The following is a 19,638-nucleotide window of genomic DNA, read 5'->3' on the forward strand; positions in this document are numbered from 1 at the left end:
CGTATCCGGAAATCTTGCAGGAGGTCAGCGCAATAACGGGTAGGTTCGGCGCATACTCATGCTCTCAAACCCTTCAGGAAGAGCCTTGCGATGCCCACCACTGTTCTGGTCCTGGTTGAAACCATCAACGAATACCTGCAAATCATCGAGAGCAACGACTTTCATGTGATCCTGGCGCCGACGCCTACTGAACGCGCCCAAGCGATCAAGACCCATGGGGGGCAGATTCAGGCCGTGCTGACCCGCGGGCCGCTTGGGTTGTATGCCGAAGAGATCGCCGCGTTGCCATTACTGGAGATCATCTGCGTGATTGGCGCCGGCTACGAACATGTGGACCTGCAAGCGGCAAGCAACCGCGGGATAGTGGTGACTAACGGTGCCGGCGTGAACGCACCCTCGGTGGCTGATCACGCCATGGCGTTGCTGTTGTCACTGGTGCGCGGGATTCCTCAGACCGACGCCGCTGTTCGCCGCAGCGAGTGGCCGAAGGTCATGCGCCCTTCCCTGGCCGGCAAACAACTGGGCATTCTCGGGCTGGGGGCCGTGGGCATGGAAATCGCCAAGCGCGCCGCCCTCGGGTTTGGCATGGAAGTGAGCTATCACAACCGCCAACCTCGCGATGACGTGGATTACACCTACTGCTCAACGGCCGTCGAACTGGCGCGCACTTCGGACTTCCTGATCCTGGCCACGCCCGGTGGGGCCGGCACTCGCCATCTGATCGATAAACATGCGCTGGATGCGTTGGGGCCCAATGGCTATCTGGTGAACATTGGCCGCGGCAGCGTAGTGGTGACCGCCGACCTGGTCGCCGCGCTGGAGCAGCGCCGCATCGGCGGCGCCGCGCTGGACGTGTTTGACGATGAGCCTGCAGTGCCCGATGCCCTCAAGCGCCTGAGCAATACCGTGCTGACGTCCCACGTGGCCGGCCTGTCCCCGGAAGCGGCCCATGACACGGTGCAGCGCGTCGCTGATAACCTGGTGGAATACTTTGCCGGCCGCCCCGTGCTTACACCGGTGGCCTTGCCAGCGCCTGCAAAATGACCGATCAGGCACGCTGATCACCCTTCAACACGCTAACCTATTAAGCCGCCCCGGCCTTGTCGCTGGGCGGCTGTGCGCATTAGATTAGGAAATAGTCCAAGGCCTTTAGAATAAGCAGAAGGGATAAGCATGGCGCTGAACGACCAATCGACCCAGATTCGCCCAGGCGAAGAACTTGATGCCAGCCTGATCGATCCCTACCTCAAAGCTCATATTCCGGGCCTGAGCGGTACCGTCAAAATCAGCCAGTTCCCTGGTGGCGCGTCGAACCTGACTTACCTGCTGGAATACCCCGACCAGGAATTTGTGCTGCGTCGCCCGCCGTTTGGTCACAAAGCCAAGTCTGCCCACGACATGGGCCGCGAATACCGCATTCTCAACCAGCTCAAAGATGGCTTTCCGTACTGCCCCAAGGCTTATGTGCACTGCACCGATGAATCGGTGATCGGCGCCGAGTTCTATGTGATGGAGCGCGTCAACGGCATCATCCTGCGCTCCGACCTGCCGGCTGAGCTGGGCCTGGACGCCACCCGCACCGAGGCCTTGTGCAAGAGCTTTATCGACAAATTCGTCGAACTGCACCAGGTCGACTACCACGCCTGCGGCCTGGCCGACCTGGGCAAGCCCGAAGGCTACGTGGCGCGGCAGATTCGCGGCTGGGGCGAACGCTATGAAAAAGCCCTGACGCCCGATGCGCCAAAATGGGAGGCGGTACGCGCCTGGCTCAACGACAAGATGCCTGCCGATCACTCCACCTCCAGCATCGTGCACAACGACTACCGCTTTGACAACGTGATCCTCGACCCGCACAACCCGATGCAGATCATCGGCGTGCTGGACTGGGAGCTGACCACCCTGGGCGACCCGTTGATGGACCTGGGCAACACCCTCGCCTACTGGATCGAGGCCGCGGACCCGGCGCCGGTGCAACTGATGCGCCGCCAGCCGAGCAACGCCCCCGGTATGCTCACCCGCCGCCAGTTTGTCGACTACTACGCCGAGCGCTCCGGCATCCAGATCGACAATTTCGATTTCTATTACACCTACGGCCTGTTCCGCCTGGCCGGGATTGTGCAGCAGATCTACTACCGCTTCTTCCATGGCCAGACCCAGGACAAACGCTTCGCGCAGTTCATCCACATGAACAAACTGCTGGAGCAGATGAGCCTGAATGTCATCGGCAAATCAGCGCTCTGAGTGCAACTACAAGGAACCCTCATGTCCAAGACCAACCTGTTCGACCTCGATGGCAAGATTGCGTTTGTTTCCGGCGCCAGCCGTGGCATCGGTGAAGCCATCGCCAAGTTGCTGGCCCAGCAAGGCGCCCATGTGATTGTCTCCAGCCGTAAGCTGGAGGGTTGCCAGCACGTGGCCGATGCGATCATCGCCGAGGGCGGCAAAGCCACGGCCATTGCCTGCCATATTGGTGAAATGGAGCAGATCACCCAGGTGTTCGCCGGCATTCGTGAACAGTTCGGCCGCCTGGATATCCTGGTCAACAACGCCGCCACCAACCCGCAGTTCTGTAATGTACTGGACACCGACCTGGGCGCATTCCAGAAGACCGTTGACGTGAATATCCGTGGTTACTTCTTCATGTCGGTGGAAGCCGGCAAGCTGATGCGCGAGAACGGCGGCGGCAGCATCATCAACGTGGCCTCGATCAACGGCATCTCGCCGGGCGTGTTCCAGGGCATCTACTCGGTGACCAAGGCCGCCGTAATCAACATGACCAAGGTGTTTGCCAAGGAATGTGCGGCCTTTGGAATCCGTTGCAACGCGCTGCTGCCGGGCCTGACCGATACCAAGTTTGCCTCGGCGCTGGTCAAGAATGATTCCATCCTGAAAATGGCCCTGGCCCAGATCCCGCTCAAGCGCGTGGCCGACCCCAGCGAAATGGCTGGCGCGGTGCTGTACCTGGCCAGTGATGCGTCGAGCTATACCACTGGGGTTTCGCTGAATGTGGACGGTGGTTTCTTGTCCTGACGCCCCAGGCGCCATCGGTGGCAGACGGTGCTGAGCCGTCTGCCATCAGACTCAGACTCGCACGCCGCTCATATCGATCTTGAATAGCACCAGTTTGCCGTCTGGCAGGGTCGCGCCAATCACCTTGAACAGCCGCTGACGGTCCAGCGCATCCGCTACCTGTTGCCTGGCCCCTGGATCACTGCGGTCCAACTTCTTCAACACGCGTCTAACCCAGCCATCCTCCATCTGGAAATGCTCATAGACCCTCTGCATGCTGACATTGCGCGGTTTGGCATGCTTGACCTCAAGCACGTAGACATCGCCCGCGGGCCCTTTGAACACCAGATCGAAACCGTTTTGACCGCCACCGTAGGTTCCACCAGGGATGATTTGATAGCCATCATTGACCAGTAGTGCGCGGTACATCTTCTCATTGGCAAGCCCACGGCCCTTTGCATCCTGAATACTCAGCGTCTTCCAATGATCAAACAACGCTATTTCATCCGCGCGCCTTTGCCGATGGGGATAATGAAACTGGTCGTTGGCGGCCACTGCGTCGACATTGAACGAGCCCTCACGGCGTACCGCAACGGTGGCCATGCCTTGAAACGGATCAAACTGCACAATGCCCATGGGTAGAGCGAGGCCGTCGGCCTTGGCCTGTATCCCCTGTAACAGCCGACCATAGGGATAACCATGGGTCCAGATGTGCGTATCAATCTTGCGATCTTGCAGGTGCGCGGGTGCATTGCGGATAGCCGGGTTATCGAATGCAATCATCTGCCGCGCATACTGGCGCATGTAGCAGTACGTTTGCCTGTCCTGCGTCGACATCACGCCCTGGCTCATATCACTGGTAACAGTGGTGTAGCCCAGAACCTTGCGGGCCGCGCGAATGATGGCGCCGATGCTGCCCAAGCGCATCTCGGGCACCCACGAAGCACGGCTGCCACCGGTATCCAGGTAGACACCCGGCGCATGGCTGTGTGCATTGGGAATCATCTGGTATTTATTTCTCGTGCTATCAAGATCGACGCGAACCACTACGCCCCCCACCTCCAGATAGCTGGCGATTGAGTCACCAGAGATCTGAATGATGCCGTCTTCGGTGATGGCCCCGCTTTGCTGCCACACCCCACGCGCGTCAGGTACGTAAAGTTTGTTATCGCCCGCTTTGAAGGACGCCAACGAGAACCGGGCATCGCCGTAGTAGCTCTGCCCGGCCATGACGTACTGTCTTTTCCCCTGGATAGCCGGCCCCGTCGTTGCGCCCCCACCTCGTGCATCGTAAAGCTGCAGATCCAACCGTGGATCCCGCGGCACGGGGGCGGCCATCGGCATCGACACCGGTGCACTGGCATGAGCCGCCGTCGTCACGCCGGTCCAGGTCCAAGTGCCCCCCACTCTGCTGACAGCAGATGGGCTGGCCGCCAGTTGATGAGCCAAGCGCGGGTGATAAGTGCCGCTGGCCGGGTGATAGTCCACTTGCACTGTCTGCCCGGTATCCAGATCAATGTAACTGCGGCCGGCAGCCTGACGAATACCCTCGGCATTTGCGGGCCCAAGCGCATCGCCCGTTACCCACACTGCCTGCGGCGGCAGCGGCCCAGGCAGATCCAGCGCACTTATGTGCGCGACCCCAAGCGCGTCGCCGTGCCCGGTGCGCTGCACGCCTTGATTCACAGGTTGAAGGGAAGGAACCTGACGGCCATAGTCCCTGACCATGACGGTGTCGGCACCCAAGCCGATACGTGAGGGTGATACATGCGCGGTCCTGGGTGATTGAGGTTTTTGCTGCATAAAAAATCCCTTTTCAATGATCTATCAAACTGAATCGGCACCGATAAACCGCAGTTGCGCAGACGTCACAGTGCGCTGGGGATCAGCGTCCGCTCCCCAGCAATCGCGACCTGCATCGTAATGAATACCTGACACCGTACCGTCCTCCAGCTCAAGGCCGACGATACGCAACTGACGCACCATCACGGTCGTCCACTGGCGAGAACGGCGCAGCGCACCCAGTACCTCATCGATGCTCGAATAACGGCAAGCATCCAGTTGCACGAGGCAGATCGCGCCCAGGTCCTGGCGAATGTCGTACTGCTCGCCCTGCAGGGTGTGTACGCTGACCTGTTCCAGCGGTATCGAAGGGTCTGTCACGGGAGGCAGCAACACTGTCACGCTGCCAACGGTCAGCGTGTCGTTGATCAGGGCGATATGCGCCCGCTCAATCAACTCGCCAAGACCGGCGGTATTGATCCGCCAGAACGACGCGTCCGCCGTTTTGGCCAACGCCCCCGGCGTGGACAGGGCAATCGTTGAGCCTGCGCTGGGCACGACCTCGTAGGTCGATGAGCGCCCCATCAGCGCATAAGGCCTCTGGTAATGGGGCGGTACAGGAATAACGACTTTCTGTTGCACCGATTGCAACCAGATGCCCTTGGCGCTGTGCGGTCGAAAAAAACCGCGCACGCCGGGCTTTTCTATCAAGGCAGAGCTGCCGTCGAAGGTCTTGAACCCGGGCGAGGCACGGTCTTGGATATAGGATTGCTGGGCCGCCTGCACGCGGTATGAGACGCCGTCATTCATGACCAGCACGAATCGGCAGTCCAGCGTCAAAGCCACCGCGATGATGTTTGAGGTCACGTTGGTGCGCGCCGAAGAACGATCGCTGGCATAGTGGGCGAGGACCAATTGGCTGCCGTCGATGAACCTGATGGTCAATCTCACGTCGCTGTAGGTCAGCGAATCGAAGTGTCCCCTCCTGCGCAGGGTCACGCGGTAATGGGCCAAGGCCTGGAGAATCTCCCGCGACGAATAGTCCACGTACAGCACGCACGCGGTGGTGTCGCCCTTGAGGCGAACATCGAGCACCTTTGCACCTGGCCCGCGTTCGACGAACCCACGCGTAGAACGCCCATGGGGCACCACGAACGTGCCAGCGCCCAACACCTTGTCCAGGCTGACGTCCTGGCCGCCCGCTCTCACGGCAACGGTGACGTTAGTGTCCTCGCTGCCCATCAACACCGGTTCAAGGATCGGCTCAAGCGTATAGCCGTCCTCCGTGAGAAACAGCAGGTTGTGCGTGTTCAAGCGGCGCTGCTCATCACTGGACGTATAGAGCCGCTCAAGCTTGATGACTTGCTCCGGCAGTTCGCCGTCCACGCCCCTCCACGCCACGATGACCAGCGCACAGCCCTGGATACGCCAACTGCTGATAGACGCCAACGGCCAGCGCATCTCAATCACAGAGCCCTCGGCCCAGTCCTGCTCATGCAATGTCACCGCGCCAGGGTTGCTGGCAATCACATAACGATCCTTGCCCGCCCCACCGTCCACCCAGGCGCCAGCGCCCAGCACAATCACTGTATCGTTCCCCTCTGCGGCTTCGATCCGATCGTTGTGACCGGCGGCGACCAGGGTATTGGCCTGTGCTGAACCCTTGAGATGGTTGGCAAGCCCGGTTGGGGTGTAGATATTTTCTATCGAGTCCAGGCTGATCGAAGGATAAGGCGGCGACTTGTCGATATCCTTGCGCCGCACCACAGTGCCCGCCTGCAGGTCGATGGCATAACCTGCCGTCCCGTCCTCATAAATTGTCGAGTTGGCCAGGTAAAGCGTATCGCTGCCCTCCTCGCCACGCAGCTCGCTGGCCGGGCTATTCGCATCGGTTTCGTCCAGTATGGCCGTCGGCATGTCATACCTGAACAGGTCGTTCTTGGCGCCCCCGGTGAGCTGCTTGTGGCCTTCACCGAAGCGGAAAATGTTCGGGTTGCCAGTCGAACCTTTGACCTTGTCATTACCTCCCCCCAGTTGCCAGAGCACAGCCGCATCCACGGCAGTACTCTCAAACACCGCACCCGGCAGACGGTCAACCGGGGTATTGGACGCATCGACTTCATCATCTTGGTCAATCACCGTGGGCTCTGTGGTATCGATGTACGGATCTTCACCCTCGGCCTCGTTCCAGCGGCGCTTCCAATAGCGGACTGGCCTCAACCGCACCTCAAACCCGCCATTGACCACCGCCTGCACGGTGCCTTTGAGCGCGCCTTTAAGCCAGGCATCGGCCTGCTCCTCCAGTTGCTGCGCATACTGTTGTTCCATCCGGGCCACGACGTACCGATCGCGTATGGCCCTCTCCTGCTCCTTGCCTTGAAAGGCCAACCAGCCCGCGTGCAGGCGCTCGAAGATACTCAGTTCGATGTAATCATCAATGTCATCCACCTGACGAACCGCAGCATAGAGTTGCGTGCCAAAGATCAGTACGGCAGCGGCGGCAATGCCCAGCGGGCCGGCCACGCTGAATCCGGCCAACGCAGCGGCACTCAGGGCCACAGCCACGCTGGCGCTCACAATACTGAAGCCGGCATTGACGTAATGGTCCATGGCTTCCTTGCCGGTACTCTTCGCTGCCTTGGCGAACGACTCCTTGGCATTGAGATAATCAAAGGGCAACGTCAGCACCAACGCAAACAGGCTGGCCCCCCGTCGCAGGGCCTGGCCAAGGCAACTGGTGCTGAAACCTGCAAATACCTTGCGACCGTTTTCCAGCAGCCGTCTGCCGAGTTTTTCCAGCGCCAGCTCCAGTGCAGCCCCTGTGAGGTTGGCCAATAACTCAGCGCCGGTGACCACCGACCTATTGATGTCGCCAGTTTTGATCGCCTCGGCCAAGGCGCTGATTGCGCTGTAATACCCGTAAGCTGCAAGCCCCGCGCCCATGACCGCCAGGCTTCGGCTTTTCTTCGGCTCGACCCAGCGAGGCATTCCCTCCAGCTGCGCCGCTTGGTTGAGATTGGTTTTCTGTACTGAACGCAACAGGTTATCGAGCTTGCCGACTGCACCAGGATGTTCGTCTCCCGGCTTCGCCAACAGCAGAGGTGGTGCCTGTAGCGAACGCAATGCCGCGAACTCGAATAACAGCGCGGCACTGTTGTCACTGACCGAGTCATTCCTGCGCAGACACCGATGCAGTCTGGATGCCGAGAATCGGATCGCATCAAGCAGCGTCTGGTCTGCTTCGCGTACCGCCAGGTGATGGGCCTTTACCGGTTTTCCCGCCATATAGGCCCCCATGGCGGCAAGGTCTCTACGCTGGACAGTCAGCTCGCCCACAACCAATGGCCCCAGGCTCTGATCCAGGGCAAGCAATGCTGCTTGCCTTTTTTTCGCAGGTGTTTCGATTGTCGCCATGCGTCCGCCTCCCTATGCCACGACGTAAACAGGGATAGTGGCGGCCAACAGGACCCAGGCAACGGTAGATGCTTATGCGTACCGGCAATTGACGCACAGATAGTTTGAGCCCATAGCGCAAGCGAGTAATCTTGGCGCGGAGTGAAGCCTTGGGATGAAACATGGAACTGCACGTGGTAATCAATGGCCGCAAGGACCTGGCCGAACAGCTCTACCAGCAGTTGCGCGAAGCCATCGCCACCGGGCGGCTGTCGGCAGGCGCACAGCTGCCCCCCAGCCGACTGCTCGCCGAACAACTGGGCATCTCGCGCAAGACCGTGTCGGACACCTACGCCACCTTGACCTACGAGGGCCTGCTGATTGGCAAGATCGGCCGCGGTACTTTCGTCAATGCCTGGGCGCCACAGCCCGACCGCGTGCAAACCGCCACCGACCTGGCGTGTGCCGCCAACCTGGGCAAATGGGCGGCACTGCCCTCACCCATGGGCCACCCCGCCCGCGAGGAGATCCTGCGCTACGAATTTATCGGTGGCGCGACGACACGCCACCAATTCCCACAGGATGAATGGCGGCGTTGCACCCAGGATGCGTTGCGTCGCATCGCCCAGAACAGTGGTTTTTACAGCCAGCCAGAAGGCGTGCCCGCCCTGCGCGATGCCATCGCCGGGCATATCGCGTTTTCCCGCGGGGTCAAATGCAGCGCCCGCGATATCGTAGTCACCAACGGCGCACAGCAGGCGCTGGACCTGCTTGCCCGCGTGGTGCTTGAACCCGGCAGCCTGGTCGCGATGGAAGACCCCGGCTATAGCCCCGCACGCCAATTGTTCGTCGCGATGGGCGCCCGCGTCGCCAGTGTTGCCGTCGACGAACAGGGCCTGCAGGTCGACCAGATCCCGGATGGCACGCGCCTGATCTATGTGACGCCGTCCCACCAGTTCCCCCTCGGCATGCCCATGAGCCAGGCGCGGCGCGAGGCCCTGCTGGACCGCGCCATTGCGCTCGGCGCGATCATCATCGAAGACGATTACGACAGCGAATTCCGCTACGAAGGCCGCCCCACCGACTCCCTGCAAAGCATGGATACCCGAGGCGTGGTCACCTACGTCGGCACCTTTTCCAAAACCCTGTCGCCGGAGTTGCGCCTGGGCTACGCGGTGCTGCCGCCGGCCATTTATGGTGCGGTGCTCAAGGCCAAGCAATTGACCGACCAGCACAGCGCTACCTTGCCGCAGTGGGCACTGGCCAAGTTCATCAGCGAAGGCTACCTGCTCAAGCATATTCGCCGCTGTCACGGGGTCTATGCGGGGCGTCGCGAACGCATCCTGCAGCGTCTGGCGGGCGATCTGTCGCCGTGGTTCGAGGCAGTACCGACGGTGGCGGGCTTTCACCTGGCGGCCCTGTGCAAGGTGCCGGTGAATATTCCATTGCTGATGGAACGGGCGCGCCAGGTTGAGGTGGGTTTATATCCCTTGGACGTGTTTTTTCACGACAAGCCGGTGCGCTCGGGGCTGATTCTGGGGTTCGGCGCCATCGAGACCCTGGACATCGACCCGGCGCTGGACAAGGTCCGCGATATTCTCCTGCAGATTGGCTAGGCAGTTTTCCGGCGCATTGGTCATTGGTGGCAAGCCCTCGGCGGCGTAGGGTGAAGCGGTCTTTCACCCGATGGAACCCTCATCATGAAACGCTTATTCGCTGCCACCCTGATGCTCGCCTCCCTCAGTGCATTTGCCCACGACCCGGTCTACAACCAGGAAACGCTCAAGGTGCTGCAAGAGCACGCCTTGACCAACGTGCCGGGCAAGAAAACCATCATGCTCACCGTGGACTACGCCCCCGGCCAGGCCACCGTGCCCCACAGCCACACCGGCACCGCCGTGGCTTATGTGCTCGAAGGCGAGATCACCTCGCGGGTCAATGATGAAAAGGCGATCACCTACAAAGCCGGGCAATCGTTCTACGAGCCGGCCGGCTCGCGGCATTTTGAGTCAAGCAATGCCAGCCAGACCCAACCGGCCAAGCTGCTGGTGGTGATGGTGCTGGATGACAAAGCTGAGGTACTCACCCCGCTTCCCAAGTAATCAGCAACACCACAAAACCCATGTGGGAGCTGGCTTGCCTGCGATAGCGGTGGACCCGCCAGCTCATCTTTTACTGGCCCACCGTTATCGCAGGCAAGCCAGCTCCCACAGTTTTAACCGTATCTGGTCAGGGACGTTTGAACAGGTTGCGCTGGTGTTCAATGCGCTGGCGGCACTCACAACCCTCCAGATGATCATTGACCATTCCCATCGCCTGCATCAACGCATACATCGTGGTCGGGCCGACGAAGGTCCAGCCGCGTTTCTTCAGGGCCTTGGACAAGCGCACCGAAGCCGCTGAGGTCGGATTGGCCGTCCAGTAAGCCATGTCCACCACTGCCGGCCGCTCTTGCGCGCCGGGTTCGAACGCCCACAGCCAGCGCGCCAGCGAACCGGTCTCCTCCACCAGCTCACAGGCCCGGCGTGCGTTGTTGATGGCCGAGATGATTTTCGCCCGATTGCGCACGATGCCCGGCTCGCTCATCAACCGCTCGATGTCCGTCTCGCCGTACTGCGCCACCCGGCGAAAATCAAAACCCTCGAACGCCTGCCGAAAGTTTTCGCGCTTGCGCAGGATGGTGATCCACGCCATCCCCGTCTGAAACCCCTCCAGGCAGATCTTCTCGTACAACGCGATGTCATCCGCCACCGGCACACCCCACTCATGGTCGTGGTAATGCAGGTACGCAGGCGCTGCAGTGCGCCAGGCGCAATACATGCGCCCTGCTTCGTCGGTTGTCAGCCCTGATTGATCCATCCATCACCTCGTATGCCCAAGGCGATGATACGCAAAAAAAATTAATCCCCGCCAACCGCTCAAGCATCGTACTTACCGACCAACTGGTCAGACCGGGACCTGCCAACCGCCAAATATTTACTTGTGATTTGAAAAAACCCCAGCGTAGACTGGCCCCGCACTGGACTTACCGGTAAGACCACAACAATTAAGCCCTGGAACCACCAGGGCACCGAATAGAGATCCCTCCCATGCTCAGATGGTGCTCGCGTTCGATTTTCCTGCAAGTCGTGATTGGCCTGATACTCGGCATCGTCTGCGGCCTGGCCCTTCCCGAATTCTCCTCGCAACTCAAACCTTTGGGTGACGGCTTTATCAAGCTGATCAAAATGCTGATCGGCCTGATCGTGTTCTGCGTAGTGGTCAGCGGTATTTCCGGCGCGGGCGACTTGAAGAAGGTCGGACGCATCGGCCTCAAGTCGGTGATCTATTTTGAGATGCTGACCACCGTCGCCCTGGTGCTCGGCCTGATCATGGCCTTCAGCACCGGCATCGGCAGCGGCGCCAATATTCACCTGGAGCAACTCTCTTCCGCCGGTTTGAATGAACTGGCGGACAAGGGCCAGCACATCCGCGGCACCAGCCAGTTTCTGATGGAGTTGATCCCCAACTCGGTAGTCGGCGCCTTTGCCGATAATAACGTGCTGCAAGTGCTGTTGTTTTCGGTGTTGTTCGGCAGCGCGCTGAACCTGGTGGGCGAAGCGGCCAGCGGGATTTCGCGACTGATCAACGAATTGAGCCATGTGATCTTCCGCATCATGGGCATGATCGTGCGCCTGGCGCCAATTGGCGTATTCGGTGCCATCGCGTTCACCACCAGCACCTATGGCCTCGATTCACTGCAACACCTGGGCAGTCTGGTGGGGCTTTTCTACCTGACCTGTTTTGCCTTCGTGGCGGTGATCCTCGGGCTGGTGATGCGCCTGTCGGGCCTGCGCATGTTGCCGCTGCTCAAGTACCTGCGCGAAGAACTGCTGATCGTGATGGGCACCGCGTCGTCCGACGCGGTGTTGCCGCAGATCATGCGTAAACTGGAACACCTGGGCATCGGCAGCTCCACCGTGGGCCTGGTGATTCCCACCGGCTATTCGTTCAACCTCGACGGTTTTTCCATCTACCTGACCCTGGCTATCGTGTTTATCGCCAACGCCACCGGCACACCGCTGTCGATGACCGACTTGCTGACCATCCTCCTGGTATCGTTGATCACCTCCAAGGGCGCCCATGGCATTCCAGGCTCGGCATTGGTGATTCTGGCGGCAACGCTCACAGCGATTCCGGCGATTCCGGTGGTCGGCCTGGTGTTGGTGCTGGCCGTGGACTGGTTCATGGGCATCGGCCGTGCGCTGACCAACCTGATCGGCAACTGCGTGGCCACCGTGGCGATTGCACGCTGGGAAAAAGACATTGATATCCAGCGCGCCAACAAGGTGCTCGACGGCCAGCAAGGCTATGCCTTCCAGGCCAAGAAGCCGGTACTGCCGGCGCATCAGGAGTTCTAGGACAACACCCATCCAATGTGGGAGCTGGCTTGCCTGCGATAGCGGTGGGTCAGCGTCAACTGTAGTGCCTGACACTCAGTCATCGCAGGCAAGCCAGCTCCCACTTTGGACCTTCGCCAGACTGAATACTGTATGAGCAACATCAAGGAGCCTTCGACGTGATCAGCACTTCAACCGTCGTCAATTCAGTGGTAGAAAAACTGCGCGCCGCCTTGGCGCGAGGCCAGTGGCGCCGCGGTGAAATGCTGCCCGGTCAACGCGAACTGGCCGAACAGCTAGGTATCAGCCGCCCGAGCCTGCGCGAAGCGGTAATCGTGCTGGAGACCCTCGGCCTGGTGCGCTCCATGCCCGGCAAAGGCGTGGTCGTGCTGGAAACCAGCGTCAGCGAGCCGCAATCGAGCGACGCCGTGGCCGATGCCAGCCTCGAGGACATCCTGCAACTGCGCTACACCCTCGAACCCTTCATCGTCGGCCTGGTGGCCCAGTCCATCAGCAGCAAGGAAATCGGCCAACTGCGCCTGACCCTGATGGACATGCGCGAGGCCCTCGATGCCGGCGATGCCGAAGCCGGCATGAACGCCTATATCGACTTCCATGAAGAATTGTTCGCCCTGACCTCCAACCCGATCTTCCAGAACGTGGTGCAGCAAACCAGCACCGCGCTCAAACAAAGCGCCCAGGTACTGCGCAACTCGCCTGAACACCTGGCCGAACGCCTGCAAGAGAACGAGGCCGTGGTACGCGCCATCCGCAACAAGAACAGCGCCCTGGCCAGTGCCGAAATGCGTCGGCACATCCTGCAGGAAGGCCTGCGCATGGGCATTCGCTTGAATATCCCGGACGACCATCTGGGCAGTTGATTTTCGGAGACCGGCCATGAACGCTCACGCCCTGCAACGCGACTCCACCCTCACGTCCCTACGCTGGACGCCCGAAAAAAAGCCCTCGGTGGACGATATCTACCCACGCTTGTTCGACGCCATCCTTGAGCAACGCATTGCGCCCGCCAGCCGCTTCACCGAAGAAGGCCTGGGCGAACTCTTTGGCGTGAGCCGCAGCGTGATTCGCCGAGTGCTCGCCAAGCTGTCCCATCAGCAAGTGGTCATCCTGCGCCCCAACCAGCGCGCCCAGGTCGCCGCGCCGGATGCCCAGCACACACGGCAGATTCTGGAAGCACGGCGTCTCACCGAAATGACCGTGGTGCAACTGGCCTGCGCCCAAGCCACAGCGATGCAGATTCGCCAACTGCGCGAGCTGATTGCACAGGAGCGCGACGCCATTGAGCGTGACCAACGGGGGCCGGCGATCCGGTTTTCGGGAGAGTTTCATCTGCAACTGGCGCACATGGCAGGCAATGCGCCGTTGGCGCAGTTTCTCAACAGCCTGGTGCCGTTGACGTCGTTGATCATTGCGCAATTTGAAGTAAAAGCCTGCACCTATTGCGCGTGGCAGGAGCATGTGGCGATTGTGGATGCCGTGGAACAGCGCGACGCTCACACGGCCGTCGCCCTGATGACCCAGCACCTGGATCACCTGGAAACCCGACTACTCAAACACCACTGACGCCAAGTGAGTAAAGTTAAAACTGTGGGAGCTGGCTTGCCTGCGATAGCGGTGTACCAGTGACCAAATTATTAACTGACCCGCCGCTATCGCAGGCAAGCCAGCTCCCACATTGATCGCATTCCAGATCAAACAAAAAGCCCCCGCATCTCACGATGCGGGGGCCTTTGGTTTAGCGAGGCATCAAGCCGGTTGCAACACCGACTGGCCACTCAACGCCAGGTCCAGCAACTCACGGTTGGCCACCGCGTACATGGCGTAGTCCGTGCCCACTGCGGCACGAATTTCCACCATCATGGCACGCCAGCGATCCGCCATGTCCTGATGCTGCTCAAGCCACAGGGCCACGCGGGCTTCCATGTCTTGTGGCGCATCGGCCATTTGCAGGACCGAAATGGTGATCGCCCGTTGCTGCCAGTCCACGTCGTCGCGGAAGGCTTCGCGGGCCTGGGCTTGCCAGTTGTTGGCCACTGGCAGATCGCTGATCTGCTGCAGGTACCAAGGCAGGTCCAGGGCGCTGCCGACGGCGAAGTAGGCCTTGGCCACTTCGGCGGCGTCATGCCCGGTCACGTCGGCGGCTTCGATGATCGGCAGCAAGGTGTACAGGTGGGTAGTGCCTGCAACCATGCGCGCCAACAACTCTGGTACGCCGGCCTGGGTGTAGGCCTGGTAGCGGTTCTGCCAGCCTTCGCGGGTCGGGCCTTCCAGCAGTTCGTCGAGCTTGAGGCCCAGCGCCGCCAGGTGCGGACCGAAGTGCGCGGTGTCGCGCCCGGCGTCTTGCTCGTTGCGACGGCTGCGCAAGAACCAGCGCGTAGCACGACGGCCCAGGCGCATCAGTTCATCCATGAGCTCCAGTTGCACGTCAGCGGAAACCTGGTGGTCCAGGGCTTCAATCTGACGGAACCAGTGCGGGAGATGGAAGATGTCCCGCACGATCACATACGCGCCCGCCACGTTCGCTGGGCTCATACCGGTCGACTCTTTGAGTCGCTGCACGAAGGTGATGCCCATGTGGTTGACCAGGTCGTTGGCGATCTGGGTGCTGACGATCTCGCGCTTCAGACGATGGCGACGCATGGCTTCGCCGAACTTGGCCACCAGGCTCGGTGGGAACGCGGTCTCCATGTCACGGGTCAGGTACTCGTCATCCGGTACCAGCGACTTGAGCAGTGCTTCCTTGAGGTCGATCTTGCTGTACGAGATCAGTACCGACAGTTCCGGGCGGGTCAGGCCCTTGCCGGCAGAGGCGCGTTCAGTAAGCTGTTCCTCGGTCGGCAGGTACTCGATGGCACGGTCCAGCTTGCCACGGCCTTCCAGGTCGCTCATCAGGCGCTTGTACTCGGCAGCACGCTCGTAAGCCTTGCGCGCAGCCAGGGACAGGGCCTGGGTCTGCTTGTAGTTGTTGCCCAACACCAGGTTGCCAACTTCGTCGGTCATGCTCGCCAGCAACTGGTTGCGCTGCTTGTCGGTCATGTCACCGGCCTGCACCACTTCGTTGAGCAGGATCTTGATGTTCACTTCGTGGTCGGAGCAATCCACGCCACCGGCGTTGTCGATGAAGTCGGTGTTGGAACCGCCGCCATTGAGGCCGAATTCCACACGGCCCAGTTGGGTCATGCCCAGGTTGCCGCCCTCGCCCACCACCTTGCAGCGCAGTTCGTTGCCGTTCACGCGCAGCGCGTCGTTGGCCTTGTCGCCCACGTCGGCATGGCTTTCGGTGCTGGCCTTGACGTAGGTACCGATACCGCCGTTCCACAACAGGTCCACCGGCGCCTTGAGCAAGGCGTTGAGCAGTTCGGTCGGGGTCAGCTTATCGGCCTGGATGTCGAAGCGTTCTTTCATCTGTGGCGAGATGGCAATGCTTTTCGCGCTGCGCGAGAAGATACCGCCACCTTCGGACATGATGCTGGTGTCGTAGTCGGTCCAGGCCGAACGCGGCAGTTCGAACAAACGCTTGCGCTCGACGAAGCTGGTGGCCGGGTTCGGGTTCGGGTCGACGAAGATATGCAGGTGGTTGAAGGCTGCGACCAGTTGCAGTTTGTCCGACATCAACAAGCCGTTACCGAACACGTCACCGGCCATATCGCCGACGCCTACCACTGTGATGCTGTCTTCCTGCACGTTGATGCCGCGCTCACGGAAGTGACGCTGTACACCTACCCATGCGCCCTTGGCGGTGATGCCCATTTTCTTGTGGTCGTAACCAGCCGAACCACCGGAGGCGAACGCATCGCCCAGCCAGAAGCCGTAGTCGATGGCAATGCCGTTGGCGATGTCGGAGAAGGTTGCAGTGCCCTTGTCCGCCGCTACCACCAGGTACGGGTCATCGTCGTCATGACGCACGACGTTGGCCGGCGGCACCAGGGCGCCGTCTTTCAGGTTGTCGCTGATGTCCAACAGGCCGGAGATGAAGATGCGGTAGCAGGCGATGCCTTCGGCCGCGATCTCGTCCCGGCTGCCGCCCAATGGCAGGCGACGCGGCAGGAAGCCGCCCTTGGCGCCCACCGGCACGATTACCGAGTTCTTCACTTGCTGGGCTTTTACCAGGCCAAGCACTTCGGTGCGGAAGTCTTCTTCACGGTCAGACCAGCGCAGGCCGCCACGAGCGACGTTGCCGAAGCGCAGGTGCACGCCCTCGACCCGTGGCGAGTACACGAAGATTTCAAACTTCGGCACTGGCTTGGGCAGCTCGGGGATGGCACGCGGGTCGAACTTGAAGCTGAAGTACGACTTGTTCTGGCCGTTGGCATCGGTCTGGTAGAAGTTGGTGCGCAGGGTGGCCTTGATCAGGTCCAGGTAGCGACGCAGGATGCGGTCTTCGTTGAGCACCTGAACGTCGTCCAGAGCCGTGAGAATCGCTTGTTCCAGGCGTTGCTGCTTGTCTTCCAGGTCGTCGGCAGTGAGCTTGCGCGCCAGGTAGAAGCGGGTCTTGAACAACCGGGTCAACTCGCGGGCGATGTCGGTGTGGTTGTTCAGGGTGCTGGCGATGTAACCCAGGTCGAAGCCCAGGCGAATCTGCTTCAGGTAACGGGCATAGGCACGCAGCAGCGCCACGTCGCGCCATGGCAGGCCGGCGGTGAGGACCAGGCGGTTGAACGCATCGTTCTCGGCATCGCCATGCACGATGTGCACGAACGCATCCTGCAGGGTGTCGTTGAGCTGTTGGATATCCAGGTTCACGCCTTCGGCGGCGATGAACGCAAAGTCATGGATCCAGAACTCACGGCCATTGGCATGGCGCAGGCGATACGGAAACTCACCCAGCACGCGCAGGCCGAGGTTTTCCAGGATCGGCAGTACGTCGGACAGCGCCAGCGGGGTGTCAGCGTGGTAGAGCTTGCAATGCAGCTCACGCTGACCGGAGACCTGGCCCAGCGGCTGATAGAAGCTCATCACCAGCGGGTTGGCTTCGGTCAGGCTGTTGAGGTGCTGCATGTCGACCACAGCCGAATGCGCAGCGAAACGCTCGCGGTAGCCGGCCGGGAAGCCCTTAGGGAAGTCCGCCAGCACGTTGGTGCCCTGGGCTTCGCCGAAGCTTTCCACGACCAGACTGGCGTAGTCGTCCTGCCAGCTGCGGCAGGCCTGCACCACTTCTTTTTCCAGTTGCAGCGGGTCGATGTCCAGGCGGTTCTTCGGGTCAACTCGCAGAATCAGTTGCACACGGGCAAGGACGGACTCGGAGAAGAAGGTCCAGAACTCGCAGTCCGAGGCCTTCAGACGGTCCATCAGCACTTGCTGGATCTTCTGGCGCACTTCGGTGGAGTAGATGTCGCGTGGCACGTACGCCAGGCAGTAGCAGAAACGACCGTAGGGGTCTTTGCGCAGGAACACGCGGATCTTGTTGCGCTCCTGGATCTGCACGATGGACATCACGGTGTTGAACAGCTCGTCGACTGGAGTCTGGAACAGGTCGTCACGGGGCAATACTTCCACCACCTGGGCAAGCTCTTTACCCAGGTGCGCCTTGGCCTGGAAGCCCGAACGACGTTCGATTTCCGCGACCTTGCGGCGGATGTAAGGGATCACCCGCACGCTTTCGCCGTACACCGAGGAGGTGTACAGGCCCATGAAACGGTGTTCCTTGATGACCTTGCCGTCGGCGCTGATCTCACGGATCGACACGTAGTCCGGGTAAGCCGGACGGTGCACGCGGCTTGGGTGGGCGGCCTTGGCGAACGACAGTACGGTCGGCTCGCGCAGGTAGGCCACGGCGTAGTCTTCGATGCGCAGGTCTTCGGCGGTGAGGCCGGCGCGCAGCAGCTTGGTCAGACCGAGGAAGGAGCTGGCGTCATATTCGATATGACCGCCGTCCGCCTCGTCACGTACCACGAACTCTTCGTAGCCCAGGAAGGTGAAGTGGTTGCCCACCAGCCATTCGAGGAAGTTCTTGATCTCGGCTTTTTCTTCGCCGTCGATGGCGAACGCGCTGGCGTCGATACCGGCGAGCAGGTCCTGGACCTTGGCTTTCATCGGTTCGAAATCGGCCACGGCTACGCGCACTTCGCCCAGTACCTGCTCAAGCTCTTTGCTCAGCACGTTCAGTTCGGCGGCATTGGCGCAGCGGTCAATCTCCAGGTACATCAGCGATTCTTGCAGGATGCCGTCGCCCTGGGTGCCCTTGGGCAGGATTTCCAGCAGCTCGCCCTTGCTGCCACGACGCACGCTGAGCACGGTGGTTTGCAAGGTATGGATGCTGTAGCCACGGCGGTTCAGTTCGGTGCGTACCGAATCGACCAGAAACGGCAGGTCATGGTGCAGCACTTCGACCGCAGTGTGGGTCGATTGCCAGCCATGACGCTCATAATCGGGGTTGTAGACCCGCACTTGCGGTTGGGTGTGATCAAAGCGCTCAAGCAGGCGCCAGGCAGACAGGGTGCAACCGGCCAGGTCGGAAAGGCGACGCTGGGTCAGTTCGTCCAGAGAAATGATGCCGAAGAATTGCTCAGCGAACAGCGCCACTTGTGGCAGTGCCTGTTCGCTGATGTGCTGCGCCAGTGCCGCTTGCAGTTGGTGCTGGAAGTCGGCCTTGCTGGCTGCGGTGAAGAACGCCATCTGTGGTACTCCGCTTGGGCTTGTTATTGATGAAAGCGTCGCGTGTTATCCCCTTGCGGGGAGACCGTCAGCTCTGTTCGCTGGTGTGCTGACAAGCACCTTAAACGAATCAGGGTGACAGGTGGGTGAAGCTGGACAGGACAGTCAGGTCACATACAACTTCCATACGGCATGCCGTTGGCCAGATGACGATACGACGGGCAGGTCAGGCGCCTGGCACAGGGCACATCCGTTGCGCAGCTTAACGAGTGTAGGAAGAACGCTGCTTGCGACGCTGCGACATATTCGGTCATCGGTAAGCAGGGTGTCGGTTGCAACTTGGGCAACCTCGGATTTTCGGTAGAAAATCTTGCTACTTTGCACACCATCAGTACCAGAAATGACCGATCCGGCCCGTCAGGTCATGCCTGACTTCCGACACAGGATGAAGCACAAAATT

At 60.6% G+C, this 19,638-nt stretch carries 12 protein-coding genes; 8 read left to right on the forward strand and 4 right to left on the reverse strand.

Annotation, left to right across the window (positions count from 1 at the left end):
* Positions 1-90: 90 nt before the first annotated feature.
* The 3 genes from RHM69_RS06185 to RHM69_RS06195 all read left to right on the forward strand — a co-directional run bounded on the left by RHM69_RS06185 (position 91) and on the right by RHM69_RS06195 (position 3,030).
* Positions 91-1,044 carry a 2-hydroxyacid dehydrogenase gene (locus RHM69_RS06185; RefSeq protein ID WP_014718326.1) on the forward strand — a complete coding sequence of 318 codons (954 nt, stop codon included), beginning with the start codon at positions 91-93 and terminating at the stop codon, positions 1,042-1,044.
* A gap of 129 nt (positions 1,045-1,173) precedes the next feature.
* Entirely contained in the window at positions 1,174-2,241 is a 1,068-nt protein-coding gene (locus tag RHM69_RS06190) for a phosphotransferase family protein (protein WP_020301516.1), read from the forward strand.
* Positions 2,242-2,262: 21 nt separating this feature from the next.
* Positions 2,263-3,030 (forward strand): SDR family oxidoreductase, encoded by a 768-nt coding sequence (locus RHM69_RS06195; RefSeq protein ID WP_014718324.1) that lies wholly within the window; start codon positions 2,263-2,265, stop codon positions 3,028-3,030.
* 51 nt (positions 3,031-3,081) lie between these two features.
* Here the strand turns inward: RHM69_RS06195 and RHM69_RS06200 are convergent, their stop codons facing one another.
* Both RHM69_RS06200 and RHM69_RS06205 read right to left on the reverse strand, forming a co-directional pair.
* The gene (locus tag RHM69_RS06200; protein WP_200599200.1) at positions 3,082-4,812 is read right to left on the reverse strand and encodes a hypothetical protein; all 1,731 of its coding nucleotides are present in this window, start codon (positions 4,810-4,812) and stop codon (positions 3,082-3,084) included.
* A 24-nt stretch (positions 4,813-4,836) separates the two neighbouring features.
* Complete coding sequence (locus RHM69_RS06205) at positions 4,837-8,205, reverse strand: calcium-binding protein (RefSeq protein WP_200599201.1); 3,369 nt, start codon at positions 8,203-8,205, stop codon at positions 4,837-4,839.
* 161 nt (positions 8,206-8,366) lie between these two features.
* Here RHM69_RS06205 and RHM69_RS06210 point away from each other — a divergent pair, with 161 nt between their 5' ends.
* Positions 8,367-9,800: a PLP-dependent aminotransferase family protein gene (locus RHM69_RS06210; RefSeq protein WP_019820194.1), complete on the forward strand. Its 1,434-nt coding sequence runs from the start codon at positions 8,367-8,369 to the stop codon at positions 9,798-9,800.
* An 84-nt stretch (positions 9,801-9,884) separates the two neighbouring features.
* On the forward strand, positions 9,885-10,286 hold the full coding sequence (locus RHM69_RS06215; RefSeq protein ID WP_014718320.1) for a cupin domain-containing protein: 402 nt from the start codon (positions 9,885-9,887) through the stop codon (positions 10,284-10,286).
* Positions 10,287-10,413: 127 nt separating this feature from the next.
* On the opposite strand, the gene RHM69_RS06220 is transcribed toward RHM69_RS06215, so the two are convergent.
* The gene (locus tag RHM69_RS06220) at positions 10,414-11,043 is read right to left on the reverse strand and encodes a DNA-3-methyladenine glycosylase I (protein WP_200599202.1); all 630 of its coding nucleotides are present in this window, start codon (positions 11,041-11,043) and stop codon (positions 10,414-10,416) included.
* Between the two features lie 215 nt (positions 11,044-11,258).
* Here RHM69_RS06220 and RHM69_RS06225 point away from each other — a divergent pair, with 215 nt between their 5' ends.
* The 3 genes from RHM69_RS06225 (at position 11,259) to RHM69_RS06235 (ending at position 14,147) form a co-directional block, all read left to right on the forward strand.
* Positions 11,259-12,584 (forward strand): C4-dicarboxylate transporter DctA, encoded by a 1,326-nt coding sequence (locus RHM69_RS06225; protein WP_172832684.1) that lies wholly within the window; start codon positions 11,259-11,261, stop codon positions 12,582-12,584.
* A 158-nt stretch (positions 12,585-12,742) separates the two neighbouring features.
* Positions 12,743-13,444, forward strand: a complete 702-nt coding sequence (locus tag RHM69_RS06230; protein ID WP_014718317.1) for a FadR/GntR family transcriptional regulator — start codon at positions 12,743-12,745, stop codon at positions 13,442-13,444.
* A gap of 16 nt (positions 13,445-13,460) precedes the next feature.
* Positions 13,461-14,147 carry a GntR family transcriptional regulator gene (locus RHM69_RS06235; RefSeq protein WP_014718316.1) on the forward strand — a complete coding sequence of 229 codons (687 nt, stop codon included), beginning with the start codon at positions 13,461-13,463 and terminating at the stop codon, positions 14,145-14,147.
* Positions 14,148-14,330: 183 nt separating this feature from the next.
* On the opposite strand, the gene RHM69_RS06240 is transcribed toward RHM69_RS06235, so the two are convergent.
* Entirely contained in the window at positions 14,331-19,199 is a 4,869-nt protein-coding gene (locus RHM69_RS06240) for an NAD-glutamate dehydrogenase (RefSeq protein WP_200599203.1), read from the reverse strand.
* Between the last annotated feature and the right edge of the window lie 439 nt (positions 19,200-19,638).

It is taken from the genome of Pseudomonas sp. CCI1.1 (genome assembly GCF_034348165.1).
GTDB classification, from domain to species: Bacteria; Pseudomonadota; Gammaproteobacteria; order Pseudomonadales; family Pseudomonadaceae; genus Aquipseudomonas; species Aquipseudomonas paracarnis.